Source organism: Nocardia sp. N2S4-5 (assembly GCF_044628355.1).
Taxonomy (GTDB): Bacteria; Actinomycetota; Actinomycetes; order Mycobacteriales; family Mycobacteriaceae; genus Nocardia; species Nocardia wallacei_B.
The window spans coordinates 6,869,115-6,882,314 of sequence record NZ_JBIUPM010000001.1; the positions used below are offsets into that span (position 1 = coordinate 6,869,115).

Below are 13,200 nucleotides of genomic sequence, written 5' to 3' on the forward strand. Positions count from 1 at the left end.
AGAAAGACCTCCGATTCCGCTAACTGTCAAGCTGCGGCGAATGTCTGGCGTCGTGGGAGGTTCGCCGAAAGCCTTTGTTGAGTCGTAGTTTTGGCAGGTTGAACCGTCCTGGATCCGGTAGAGACTCGGGTTCAGGCCGCCTCGGTCGAGATGGTCTGTTGATGGTAGAGGTGTTCGTATTCGACCGGCGGTAGGTATCCGATCGCAGAGTGCAGGCGCCCGGTGTTGTACCAATGCACCCACGAGGCTGTTTCCCGTTCGAGTTCGGCTCGGCTGGTGAAGGCGGGGTGGCGGTCGATCAACTCGGTTTTGTAGAGCCCGATCGCCGATTCCATGAGCGCGTTATCGAGGGCGTCGCCGACGCTGCCGATGGACCCGGTGATTCCGGAATCCTGTAATGCTTCGGTGAAGGCCAGTGAGGTGTATTGAGCTCCGGCATCGGAATGATGTATCAATCCTGTTGCCGTGAAACGGAAATCGGTCCTGCGGCGAGTGAACAGAGCTTGCTCGAGCACTGAGGTCACCAACGGCGTCGCCTTCGAGGTCATCACACGCCAGCCCAGGATCCGCCGCGAGTACACGTCCACGCAGAACGCGGTGTAGCAGAACCCGGCCAGCGTCCAGCAGTAGGTGAAATCGGCGACCCACCACTGATCCGGACGCGTCGGCCGCGACCAGGCCCGCCCGATCAGATCCGGGTGCCGCGCGGGTCGGTCACGGCCGCGGTCGGTTGTGACCGTGGTGCGCCGCCCACGCACCACCCCGTCGACCCCGACCAGCCGCATCAAGCGCGCGACCTGATCACGGCCGAGAATGTGGCCGGCTCGGCGTGCGGCGAGCCAGAGTTTGCGCACACCGTAGACACCCCGGTTGGCCGTCCACAGGTCCAACAAGACGTTCGCGGTGTGCGCGTCGGCCCACACCGCGGCGCTGATACCGCGCTTGCGTGCGGCGTAGTAGGTGGACGGGGCGATCGCCACGCCGTGCTCGGTCAACACGCGGCAGATCGGGTCGACCCCGAACCGGTTCTTGTGAGCGTCGATGTAGTCGACGATCACCGCAGTCGGCGGTCGACCTCCGCCGCCGCGAAAAACGCGCTCGCCGTCCGCAGAATGTCGTTGGCCCTTCGCAATTCGGAGACCTCGCGACGCAGCGCCTTCAACTCCTCGGACTCCGAAACCGACACCGGATCCCGGTCGGCGGCCGGTCGTTCGGACTTCTCGACCCAGTTCCGCAGCGTCGCCGGCTTGATATCCAGCAACGCGCCCACATGCCGTCGCGCCGCGGCCATCGACTCGCCGTGCTCGCGGATCCGGTCCTCATACATCCGAACCGCCCGAGCACGGGTCTCCTCGTCGAACTTCCGTGGTGCACCCATGAATGCAGTCTCCCTTGCAAAAACGGGAGTCTCCAACCAACCCAGGACGGTTCAGGTTTGCAGGCAGTGATGGAGCTGTCCGAGCATCTTGCTTGTCGATCAGAAACTGCTGCCGCACAGAGCAATACCGTCGATCGAGATGCGGGCGGCTTGGTCGGCGTGCTAGCGTCGTGTCACCCGCTACGGGACCGTCGGACGAACCGCAGTCACCAGCGTGGCCCCACTACACACCCGCGACGGGACTGCCGTGTGGATGCACGGCCGACTCGGCGCTACGTCGCCCTGCGCCGACGGCCCTGATAAGGAGACCACGTCCACCATGACGCACTACGACAACCCATACCGGCTGTTCCTCCCGCAATCGACACCATCGAAGCATCGCGTCTTCGCCATCACCCGAGATCTCGAGCACGGATGGGATCAACTCACCGCCATCGCCTCGTTCAACAACCGTTGGGAGGCAGTGCGATTGGCGGACGCACTCAATGAGCTCCTTGCTGGGGCGGGCTTGGCCGAGGAATTCCTCACCGAGGCCCTGCACGACGCTCCCGGCCCGGTGCGCAGCGAAGTCCAGCGCGTCGCCGAGGCCCTGCGCACCGAGACAATCGAGACGGAGAACCCCTACCTCGACGCGCTTGTCCGCCCCTCCATCTGTGGTGTCATGCGGTTTCCCCTCGGTCCGGAAACACAGGTTGCTCCGGCGACCGCCGCCGACGAGGACGAAGACGCGGCCTATGACGATTACTGGGGTTGGATCACGCCACGGACAGCCGAGACTCTGCGCACCGCAGGGGTGGTGTTGTCCGACGACGTAGTTCATGACGACCTCGGTGGCGACCGCTGTCTTCCTGATCAATTGCAAGGACAGGGCAAACAGTTCCGTCGACGGTTTGCCAAGCGTGTCGACGCGCTGGTCGATGACCTCCGGCGTGGCGAGTCACCACGCCCGCGGTGCATTGCCGAAGAGATCGCGCTGTGGATGATGCTCGACGACGCGGAGGGGATGATCGGGGAACCGGAGATTGCACCGGCCGGTATCGAGGATCTTCCCGCATCCGCGCACGATTTCTCGTTCGACGATCTACGGGAATTGCTGTATCAGGATCACGACTTCCACTACTACTTCGAGCCCATAGGAAAGGAAACACCGCTGTCCACACCCATCACAGAACTCTTCGAGCCGTTCCTCAATCCCCCACCACGCAACGCCCGCCGCCCCTCCTCCACCGGACTGGGGAGTTAGCCCCGGCCACGGTATCCATCCGAACCGACCGCAAGCACCCCGACAACGACGTCTCGACAGCCTCCGGTCCAGTCCGTACCTGCTCATTGTGTGATTGCACCAAACCAATCATCCACACGATTAACCATTTTCACGACCGGAGGGGGCTGCTTCCGCAGCCTCATCAGGACGATACCTCGCCGCTTCTGGCGCGAGGTGGTGGCAGTGCCGCATGGCCGGACGGCGTTGCGGCGTCGTGGGGACTCGAACAGCTCCTGGCACTAAATCCAGCAAATGCGCGAGCAAGTCATCTGCGCTGCAACCGATCCCGAGGCAACGACGAACCGGCAAACAGGGCGATGAGTGTGAACCGACTTCTGACCGCGTGGGAGTCGGACGCGATGCTTGTACGTGCACCGTCATGGGCGCAGATGACGGTTTATCGGCGAGGTGCAGATAGCGAGGCGCCCTCAATGCGACTGAGCGCCCGCACTCTAACCAATCCTACCTCTGAGTCATGCTGCCGAGCACGGTCGGCAGTGGGCCGAGGAGGTATCCGCTCGGGACGGACCAGGTTCGGTCCCTGCAAGCAGGGAGGCCAGCGAATCGCCCCCGCTGGTTGATCGTCGTTCGGTGACTAGCCGAGCAGCCGATCACAGATGTTGTCACGGAATGTTCGATAGACCGCGAGGGCCAGCGGCCCCCATTTTGCGACTCGGTCTACCCATCGCGCCCGTTGGCTGCGAGCGCTTTTCTCCGGTTCAGACATCCAACTACCTCTCATCTCTTTCTGCGGCCCCCCGCGGGGAGGTCGCAGTCGATCCGAAAGGCGTTGTCAGCGTATCTGACAACAGTCAATCTCGCAGCACGCCTGCCTGTGCCGATCCAGGTGTCTGGTCAACTGCCGCCCTGCCAGCATCCAGCGTCCTGCGGCCAAGCTCCCCAGAGGGCAGGCGAAAAGTTGAGCGCGCTCGGCTCGTCTACCCGCACTGGGCAATCTCTCCCCGTCGCGCGAGAGCCACGAAACTCCTGGTAGCAGGGAAGTTTCGGCGTGACCGACCGGGGAAGTGTCGCTGACAGTAAGCGCGATTCGGTTCGACACCATGCAGTCGAGCGCTGCGGACCTACGCAGACAACCCTCGGCGAGGCAACATCAATGCGATCGCTCAGTCGCTGGATACCACGGGCAGTACCGGCCGATCGTGGTGAACGAAGGCTCCCTGACAGGCCGCGTAATGAAGGTGATCGCGGGCAACCTCACCTTGCTCGCTGCGCGCCAGCTCGGCTGGGACCGGCTGGCCGCTGGGATCATCGATGTAGACGAGCAGACCGCGCGGCGCATCGTGGCCGCCGACAACCACACCGCCGACCTCAGCGACTACGACGACGCTGCATTGTTCGAACTCCTCGACGGCCCGAACGACCTCATCGGAACCGGGTTCAGCGCCGAGAATTTCGACAAGCTCGTCGCCAAGATCGCCCCCGCGTGATGCCACACCGATCCCGACGACGTTCCCGATCTCTCTGATAAGGCGGTCAGCGCGCCCGGTGATATCTGGCAGCTGGGGTCGCACCGGCTCGCGGTCGGCGATGCCACCGACTACGCGGTGATCGAGGCGCTGATGGACGGCGGGCTGGCCGACTGCGTGTGGACCGACCCGCCCTACGGCATCGACTATGTCGGAGAGACCAAGGACGCCCTGCGGATCCAGGGCGACGCTGCCACCGATCTCGACGATCTCCCCGGTGGGGCGTTCGCCTCCATGGTCGCGGTCGCCCGGCCTGGCGTGCCGGTCTACATCACGCACGCCGACTCTGAACGCCTGCGGTTCGAGACCACGCTGCGTGCAGCCGGCCGGGGTGCTGGTCCGGCAGAACCTAGTCTGGGTGAAGAACACCATCGTGATGGACTGGTCCGACTACCACGACGGGCACGAGCCGATCGTGTACAGGCTCACCACTGGCCGTGAGGGGCCGCTCAGGCGGGGTGGGGACCGCTGGTACGGCGACAACGGTGTTCGAGTTCGACAAGCCGTCCGCCAACCGAGACCACCCGACGATGAAGCTAGCTGATGGCTCACCCCCTGGCCATTTCACTGCAGAAGTGACCTGTGGCGGGTGGCAGCACGAAGCCGCACCGAATGTGTTGGCGCGGCGGCGAACTGCGCCAAGCGGATGTCCCACGCGTGTTGACCGAGCTCGAACTGCTCGCTCGACCTGGCCACCGGGTATTACTGCGGCGGCAGCGCCCACCCCTCCGGCCAAACCGTGTCGTCGTTGTAGATCACGCCTGCCGAAATCGTGTGTAGTTCCGCATCGCTCAAGTCCGCGCCGTTCAGATTCGTCCGATGCAGGTCCGCGCCCGTCAGGTCCGCGGCCTTCAGATTCACGCCAGCAAGATCCGCGTGGCGAAGGCAAGCGTTGCCCAGATACGCGGAACTGAGGTCCGCGCCCTTCAGATCCGCGCTCGTCAGGTCCGCGCTGGCCAACTTCGCGCCAGTCAAGTTCGCATCGGCCAGGGCCGTGCCCATCAGCCTCGCGCCGGTTAGGTCCGCGCCTGTCAGGTCTGCGGCCTTCAGATTCGCGGCGGCCAGGTTCGCTTCGTTCAGGTTCGCGGCCTTCAGATTCGCCCTATCCAAGCGTGCGCTGTCCATGTCCGCCCTGACCAAGTTGGCCTTGACCAGGTGCGCGTGACTGAGAGTCACGCCGATGAGATCCGCACCCATGAGGTTTGCGCCGCTGAGATTCGCGCTGGTCATATCTGCGCCGATGAGATCCGCACCGGCCAGGTTCGCGTCGACCAAGACCACATTGGTCAGGTCCGCGCGGCGCAGATCGTAGGTATACGACCTCCAAGACAGTGCGTGGCGTCGGATGACCGCAGTGATCGACTGCCGCACTTCGTCGTCTTCCGACTCTGTGGACGAACGCAGATAGGCACACAACAAATCGAGGCAGACCCGAGATTCTTCATGGATCTCGATAGCGACGCCTTCTCCGAGACCGGGAGAACTAACAGCTGCGGCGATAGTTGTCTTATTCCAATCGTCGGCTAGAGCAGCCAAGGCGTAGACACCGGCTTGCCGGACTGCGGGGTTGGCGTGCGCGAGCTGCTCGGCGCAGGTCGTGTACCGCTCCCTCAGGCCCTTGATCTGCTCCAGCTCATGTGTTTTCGTGAAATGCCGCTCGGTCTGTCTGCGATTGAGCAGTACACCTATCAATGCGATCACCGCGGTCGTCACTGCCAGAGCACCGGTGATGACCGTCGCCACCGGCTGGGTCAACCAACTCGGGTTCGACGTCGTGGTGGTCCCGGACTGTGCGACAGCGGGCGCAGCCCAGGACGCGCTCACCGCGACCACGACGACGAGCACTCCGAGAAATTTCTTCATGCGGGCGATCTTGGCACTGATTCGCCCACATCGCGGCAACACTGCTGTGCCGACGGATACGAGGTATCCATCCCTACCGTGGAGCGAGCCCTGTGTCGCCGCAGCCTGCTGTTGCCGCAGGAGTACAGCGTGGACCGCAAGTCGTGGGCGATGCTGCGGCGCAAGGTGTTCCGCGCCCCGCCGAGGGACTGCAATCGGGTGTGGCAAACCGACTTCGGCAAATTCGAAACGATCGGCGGTGGCATCTGGCGGATCTACGCGGTGCTCGATCACCCCAGACGAACGGTGTAATCGAGCAGTTCTTGTGCGCCACGAGGCACGTCATCGCATTCACGGCCTCAGCAGGGAGGAACTCGAAGGAGGAGAGCGAAGGCACGGTGCTCACCCAGGGCCGGCGTTCTCCGTACCCGGTCAAGCATTTGGGCATGTCGAGAAACCGTCGGCTAGCGGCCGTTCACTACGGTTGTTTGGCAGTTTAGAGCCGCGCTGCTATTTCGTCTGCTTTGAGGTTGGCTCCGCCGGCGCCGTTCTCGACGAGGCGGTCGACTACGTCGAGGCACCGTTCGATCACCGTCTCCGATGATGTCGCGCTGTAGGTCGCCAGAGCGATGTTGGTGACTTCGTAGGCTTCTGCCGCAGCGTGTGTGCTGATATCACCCGAGTCGGCGCCCCAGCGTTCGAGCCAGTCCTCGCATAGCGCCACAACATTGTCCGGTAGCTCTCCCAATCGGCGGCTGAGCCCGTCCAGCACCGATGCGGGTGCCTCGCGGAACATTCTTGTGCCCCGTATCTTTTCGAGTAGGTCGGTGTAGGCAGACAGTGGGCCTTCCATGTATTGGACCACCGCTGTTGTCTGGTCGCGCACCTCTTTCGACTCGTCGTTCATCAGCCTGAGTAGCAGTCCTTGGCCGGGAGATGTGTCTGGCTCGTCGGGGTCGTAGGGCTGCAGGCTGCTCACCAACTGGGTCAGACAGTCGGCTACGGCGGCTCTGACGTCGGTCTCGGACAGGAATTGTTCGAGCAGGGGGCGGTCGAACCCTGGCAGTTCGACATTGTCGACAGCGAGCATCGTGGCCATCCGGGCCGCGGTGGCGCGTATGTGGGCGGTCGGTGACGCCGCCATATTCCGCAGGAATCCCACCGTCGACGCCGGGTATCGCTCTCTCATCAGCCATGTCAACTCGGGAAGTCGGGGGGCTTCGAAAACGGCAGGAGTTGCTGCGGCAAGCCAGTTCTCCGCAAGCGCGAAAACGAGTTCGGGTGCTTCCGACCATGTCATCGCCAGCGCTTGCGGCACCAATACCCGTACGGCTTCGGATGGGTCTGTTGTCACCCGTTTCAGAAGCGGTCTGACAAGAGCCAGCCGTCCGGCGCGCGTAGCTGATGGAGCGAGTAGCGCGGCAACGGAATTGAGCGCGACACCCCGCGGCTGACTGTAGGCCTGACCCACGAGGTGATCGTGCCAGACCTCGCCATCGGTCGGGTTACGGCCGAGATCGCAGATCTGGATCGGAACCGAGGCGATGTCCTCGGGCAGGTCCGGTTGGTCTGCGAGATGATGAATACACCTCGCTATCGCCATGTCGAGATCTGGATCGTGTGGCCTGCCGAACGCATTGCGGATCGCATCGTAAACTCGGACAACGTTCGCCCCCTGCCGGAGCTCGTCGGTCTGTGCACGAGCTTCCAGTGCCGCTGTAATACCGGCCATGACAGCGATCACCGCCGTCGCGGGCGCGGACACCGGAAACTCGATCAGCAGACGAGCGAACCGGGCCGGATCTTGTTCTGCCGCAGCACGTAGCCCGCGCTTCCTCGCGTCCGATTGCTCCTCGTCGGTCGCGGCGTCCGGCCAGTCCGCTACCGCAGCCAGCCAATCCGCATCATCGAGGTCGGTGGGAATCGAGATCTCGGGCCGCTCGAAGGAACCGACTCTGAACAGCGGCACGGGTTCGCTCACCGCCTCACCCAGGACCGCGTCGAGCGCGTCCAACCGATGACAAAGTACCTCCGGCATCTGATCGCCAGTCTCGCGGCGCAGCAGCGACAGCACGACATGCTCTTCGTCAGTCAGGCACATTTCTGTGTCGACCGCTGGCGCGTCACTGTGATCGTCTTGAATGCCGTACGCAGCGGCCACAAGGGTGAATGCGCGGGCACGTTGCTCGTCGCTGCCAGCGGCGGCAACCCGACCGACCACCGATCCCCATGCCCAGCCGGGCGTGTCTCCTTCCGGAAGACCGCGCACGCGCGGATCTGCGATCCATCTCGCGGCGTCATCGATGAGAGTGCCGGTGGCGTGGCGGTACGCGATAGCCAGTAGCCGGTGCGCCGCGAAGGTGTCCAAGTCGGCGAAACGACTCAGAATCGGTGCCAGCAGATCTGGATTGCTCGACGCCGCAGCAGCGACCGCGGTTCGGATAGCGTCGTCGGCTCGGCTTTCCAGCGAATCCGTTGTGGCGAACAGCCGTACATCCTGTCGCAGACCTTCTGCCGCGTCGATGATGGACTCGGTGGGTGTCCAGCCGGGCCCGGTGCCGATGCGACGGTAGTCATCGAGCACGAAGTCCGACAGCTGTTGTATGTAGTGCAATGGTGTTTGCTCGGCGCACTTTCGCAAGTTCGGGTCGCTGCGCCGGTAACTGGCCAGTGGGCCACGATCGAAGACCGACTGCTGTAAACCGCGGCGGTCGGTGATGCGCCGTGCCGCGTCGAGCCAGACCGTGACCGCGTCGGCGGCGACGGCTGGGAATCTGTCGATGAAGTTGTCGACGGCATACACCGCGCCGGAGTCGGAGAGCCATTGATCCAGCGCGGCCTGTGACTCGGCAGGTTGCCCGATCGGCCCGTCTCCACTGGACTCACGAGCGCAGATAGCCGAGATCACGCCTCGAAACAATCGCAGGAGATCGTTCCCAGTGCCTGTCCCGCCTTCCAATCCGGCGAGATGGGTCAGGCGGATCAACGCACCGATCCACTCGTCGACCCGATCGGTGTATTGCACGATCGGCAGCGCAGCTTGTGCCGCGCGATCCGGGCTAAACCGCGCGGCCTCCACCACCAGGTACAGCAACTCCTGCGGGGAGAGGCTCTGGAGGGCTGCGCGAACTCGGTCGTCGCCCGGTCGGTTCGTTCCGCAGTAGGTCTCGGTTACGACATCGAGCATGCCCTGGTCAGCCATGGCTTCTGCGAACGGTTTGGTTGTGAGGGTCCGGATCACCTGATTGCGCATCGGGTCCGTTTCATCGGCCGCGATGGACACAAGGAGATCGATCTCCTCATGGTCCACCTCGCTCTGCGTGCCGAGGAGAGAAAGTACGGCACCGCGAATGTGAGAACGATTGCTACGCGCCAGGACTCGAGCCAAATCTTCGCGATATCTCAGGGGATCGTCACGTTCGAGCGTGAGAATCGCGCGCACAAGACCGCGCCGAGAGAGCAGCTGCCTACCTTCGGACAGTACGTCCGCGGCATTCCGTCCAGCGTTAAGGACGGTCAGCGCCACGAGATATTCGTAGTAGGTCTCGTGGAAAAACCGTATCCGCTCCTGATCACGGACGAGTACTCCGTGATGGATCAGCGTATCAACCGAATCGCGAATGAGAGTCAGTCGATTCAGCGGCAGCGACAGAACACCACCTTCGTGCATTCTCGCCGCGATATCCAAAGTGGTTTCGGCGAATCCATTGTTTCCCAGCCTTTCTCGGCATCTGTCGGCTTTCCACTGGTGGTAGCGGTCGAGCAGATTCATCCGAGACCGCATCGCCATCAGCGAGTCCCGGTCGCCCTCGGAGCTATCCTCGAAGATCTCGATGAACAGGCCCAGGTTCAGGGGGCTTCGGAGCAGTTCCACTAGCTTCGGCGCGGCAGAGGAGGCGTCGCGTCCGATTCGATGGAGCGCCGAATTCACTTCTGCCACAGTGAGCTCCGACAGTTTGAACTGTCGTGGTTGTTCGGCCTCGCCGGATCCATCCATTCCGACCAACCGGCGCAAGCCGGCGTCGAACGCCAGATCCTCGGTTCGGCAGGCCATGATCAGCGTCAGACCACCACTGGCACGCAGGTTTTCAAGCATGTCGGCGACCGCCCACCAAACCTTGTCGCCCCGGCCCGACAGCCTCGACATCGTGTCAACCTGGTCGACAACGAGGACGCCAACCCTGTCCGCTTTCGCGCGTGCGACAACAGCGACCGGTGAGCCACCGAATCCGATACCCGCCTGTCTGCCCAGCGCGTCGGCAGTCGAGACAGGGTCCGCGTCGTCCAACCGCAGAACGCCCACAACCACGCCCCGGTCGCGAAGGCCGGACACCACTTGCGCCAACACATTGGACTTTCCACTGCCCGGCGAGCCAGTCAGCATGATCGCCGACGGACGGTCAGCGCCGGTCACGACGTCAACGATCTCGGCGGCCTGCCTGCGCGGGATTTCGGCCAGCGAACGTGGCCGCTCCAACTCAGCGCGACGGACATACGTATCGGCCAGTCCGGACAATCGCCCGGCGAGATCGATCGGGTCCCCACCTCGTGGCCCATGCCCCGCCGCCTTCAAAAGATCCCACAAACCTACCGAGTCCAATTCGGCAGGTGCTGTCTCCTTCAGACTCTGCCACAGCACCGACACCGCTACACCGGGGTCGCCTTCCATCACGTAGGGCAGGAGCCCCAATGTGAATCGCTTCAGAGCCTCGTGCCCGATGACGATGAACGACATCAGACCTAGCCGCTTATGCAGCGCATCCTCGTCGAGACCCCATTCGAGAAGCAGTTCGTCGAATGCCGGCTTCTCCTTCTTCTTGTTCAGGTCGCGACGAAACTCGTCACCAGCGACACGTCCTGCCTTCTCCGTCAAACTCCCCAGCACCGATATCTGCTCGGAGACGAAAACAGCATGCCATCCTCGGTCGGTCATTCCCCGAAGCCCGTCCAGGAACCCGACACGTCGCAACGCCCCAAGAGTCCACGTGGTGCCATGGGAGCGCTTGCATTGATGCCCCTCGACAAGTCCGTCCACGGCGTGACCGAACAGTTTGAATTCGATCGAGTCTTCGCCGGGCGGCTCTACTCGCAATGTCGAGAAGGTGCCGTCGAGAACCGGTAGAACGCCACGCAGGACAGTCCAATAGCCCTCATAGACATCGGCAAGCTTTGCCCCCAGTCCGCCGCCCGCAGTCGTGGCTCCTACGAACGCCGAAGCATCGTCACCCGACGAAACAGAAGCAGCTATGTCCTCGCCATCGCTTGTCAATGCTCACACCTTCCCGACAAACCACAACTCCGCACGTCGCTGACTAGATTTCACGATCTGGCGCACCATGAGTTGCAAATGGGGGTACTGGTCGACCGTCATCGTGGGTCGGAACCATCCGGCCGCTGTCGGCTCATCCTCACGGGTCCGTGCCTCGATGTTGTCGTCCACCGCTCATCGCTTTCACCGGTGCCCAATCCTATGCCCAGCGCGACCATCCCGAGGGCACCACGTGGCGCCTGTTCCGAGTCGTACCGGACGAATCAGTAGATGAGCAGTCAGTCCCGAATCGCAAACGTCGCGTGCACATCCCCTCCAGGTTGCGGGTACCGAATCACGAACCGCACCGCAATGCATTCTCCGCGAGGAAATGTTCACCGCGGCAGAACTCGATCGGTAGTCGGCACTCTAACCGTCTCTCCACCGCGACGAGTGCGCGCCGGCTGCGTGAGCCCAACAGTCTGGTGGTTCGTTGTGGCCGGTCCCTCACTCACGACCGCGCGTGAAATATGGTCCCCGAGGCCGCGCAGGAACAGCCGGGTTTCGTGAATCTCAAGGTCGGTCTTGTCGTTCTCCGGATAGTTCGCATCCGGGACCTCACACAAGAGCGCGACCGTCGGCTCATCGTCCTGCCTTGCCCTTACATCAAGGGCCAACAGGTCCAGCCCACCGCGCTGGTGTTCGTGGGTAGCTGAAACCGGAACCGGCTGGTGTCGACAGCTGACTTGAACGGGAATCGGACAGCGAATCGCATCGGTAGGCCGTTAACCATCGCGCCTCGCTAGCGCGCATTCTCATCAGAACAGCGTGCGCAGCAAGTTCCCCTCGGTGCCATGCATTTTCAGCGGCGCTAGTTCGAACTGATCCGCCGGTTGCTGAATTTCAGCCAAGAGGATCAGCGCCCACGGCGCGCTGCGGCAAGCAAACATCCCGTCCCATTCGACAAACAGCGCCGACCCTAGCTCGTTCGATGGGGATGCCCGTCCTCGGCGCGATCGAGCGCCACCGCCGCGGCCGCACACGACCGGTCCTTCCTCGACGCGATCGCTCACATCAACTGGCAACTCGAAGCCAGCCGCCACCACGACGCCCGCGACACCTTCGAGCACGCCCTCACCGAACTCGCCGCCAACGAGGACCTCCACCGCCTCACCCGACTCGCCGACACCTTCACCCACGCCCCCTACGTGATCGCGCGAGCGCACTGCGTTGGCTGTGGCGACGCGCCGACGCCGACTTGCAGGCATGGCTGGAACTGTTCGTCACCCGAACCGACCCGAGCCTGTACCGGCCCACCGAGCAGCACACCGATGGATCACGACCGGCCCACTCACCGCCCTCGACGCGAATGTGCGGCGACTGCTCGCCACCGACGACACCCCCGTGACCAACCGCGAACCCTCAACCGCAACCTCGAAGCGATCACCACGAAACATCGTCCCGTGCACGAGGACCGGGTCGTCATCGACTACATCCGCACCCTCTTCCTGCGCGACACCGACCGCCCTACGAACCCTCCGCGTGGGATCGACATCGACATCGACGACCTGTGCGGCGAATGCCACGACCTCTACCGCACCGCCACCTGACCCAAGCTCGTCTCCGCACCGGTTCACCCACAACGGGTCTCACATTCCCGGTCCGCCGCAATGCCGCACTCCCGCGGCGGACCGGTCACCACCCACCGACAGTCCCCTCACTCCGTATCCGTGTAGGAGGTACATGCCGTGCCCCACCCTGGCTCGACTTTCTCGCCGACCACTACTCCTTGCTGGTTCGCCATCTTCGCGTACTGGGCGTGCCCCCTGACCGAAGCTCGCTGCCGCTGCCGGTTTTCCACCACCACCGCCACCGAGCCCGGTACGAGGTAGTCCAGAACGCTCGCGCACAGCGACCCTCCGCCGCCCAGACCATCAGCGTCTCGCGATGCCCCGGTCCGTCGCGGTGCCCACTCCCGCGA

The 13,200-nt window shown here is 63.4% G+C and carries 9 protein-coding genes and 1 other annotated feature; of the genes, 5 read left to right on the top strand and 4 right to left on the bottom strand.

Features of this window, described 5'->3' with window-relative positions; all coding sequences use genetic code 11:
* Nucleotides 1-131: 131 nt before the first annotated feature.
* A protein-coding gene (locus ACFMRZ_RS31835) for an IS3 family transposase (RefSeq protein ID WP_400177736.1) occupies nucleotides 132-1,378 on the bottom strand; the annotation gives its coding sequence in 2 pieces (ribosomal slippage) (nucleotides 132-1,084 and nucleotides 1,084-1,378; 1,248 coding nt in all).
* Nucleotides 966-1,097, bottom strand: a sequence feature (AL1L pseudoknot). (Overlaps the previous gene by 132 nt.)
* 319 nt (nucleotides 1,379-1,697) lie before the next feature.
* Between ACFMRZ_RS31835 and ACFMRZ_RS31840 the strand changes: the two genes are divergently transcribed.
* From ACFMRZ_RS31840 to ACFMRZ_RS31850, 3 genes are all read left to right on the top strand, one after another.
* Nucleotides 1,698-2,621: a hypothetical protein gene (locus ACFMRZ_RS31840; RefSeq protein WP_400181921.1), complete on the top strand. Its 924-nt coding sequence runs from the start codon at nucleotides 1,698-1,700 to the stop codon at nucleotides 2,619-2,621.
* A gap of 1,214 nt (nucleotides 2,622-3,835) precedes the next feature.
* Nucleotides 3,836-4,090, top strand: a complete 255-nt coding sequence (locus tag ACFMRZ_RS31845) for a hypothetical protein (RefSeq protein ID WP_400181922.1) — start codon at nucleotides 3,836-3,838, stop codon at nucleotides 4,088-4,090.
* A gap of 117 nt (nucleotides 4,091-4,207) precedes the next feature.
* Nucleotides 4,208-4,570 carry a hypothetical protein gene (locus tag ACFMRZ_RS31850; RefSeq protein WP_400181923.1) on the top strand — a complete coding sequence of 121 codons (363 nt, stop codon included), beginning with the start codon at nucleotides 4,208-4,210 and terminating at the stop codon, nucleotides 4,568-4,570.
* Between the two features lie 261 nt (nucleotides 4,571-4,831).
* Here ACFMRZ_RS31850 and ACFMRZ_RS31855 read toward each other — a convergent pair whose 3' ends face one another.
* The gene (locus ACFMRZ_RS31855) at nucleotides 4,832-5,992 is read right to left on the bottom strand and encodes a pentapeptide repeat-containing protein (RefSeq protein ID WP_400181924.1); all 1,161 of its coding nucleotides are present in this window, start codon (nucleotides 5,990-5,992) and stop codon (nucleotides 4,832-4,834) included.
* A 78-nt stretch (nucleotides 5,993-6,070) separates the two neighbouring features.
* On the opposite strand from ACFMRZ_RS31855, the gene ACFMRZ_RS31860 reads away from it, so the two are divergent.
* Nucleotides 6,071-6,283 (top strand): hypothetical protein, encoded by a 213-nt coding sequence (locus ACFMRZ_RS31860; protein ID WP_400181925.1) that lies wholly within the window; start codon nucleotides 6,071-6,073, stop codon nucleotides 6,281-6,283.
* A 184-nt stretch (nucleotides 6,284-6,467) separates the two neighbouring features.
* Here the strand turns inward: ACFMRZ_RS31860 and ACFMRZ_RS31865 are convergent, their stop codons facing one another.
* A complete protein-coding gene (locus ACFMRZ_RS31865) occupies nucleotides 6,468-11,240 on the bottom strand; it encodes a hypothetical protein (protein ID WP_400181926.1) in 4,773 nt (1,590 codons plus the stop codon).
* Nucleotides 11,241-12,037: 797 nt separating this feature from the next.
* Complete coding sequence (locus tag ACFMRZ_RS31870) at nucleotides 12,038-12,418, bottom strand: hypothetical protein (RefSeq protein ID WP_400181927.1); 381 nt, start codon at nucleotides 12,416-12,418, stop codon at nucleotides 12,038-12,040.
* 264 nt (nucleotides 12,419-12,682) lie between these two features.
* Here ACFMRZ_RS31870 and ACFMRZ_RS31875 point away from each other — a divergent pair, with 264 nt between their 5' ends.
* Nucleotides 12,683-12,829 (top strand): hypothetical protein, encoded by a 147-nt coding sequence (locus ACFMRZ_RS31875; protein ID WP_400181928.1) that lies wholly within the window; start codon nucleotides 12,683-12,685, stop codon nucleotides 12,827-12,829.
* Nucleotides 12,830-13,200 lie beyond the last annotated feature (371 nt).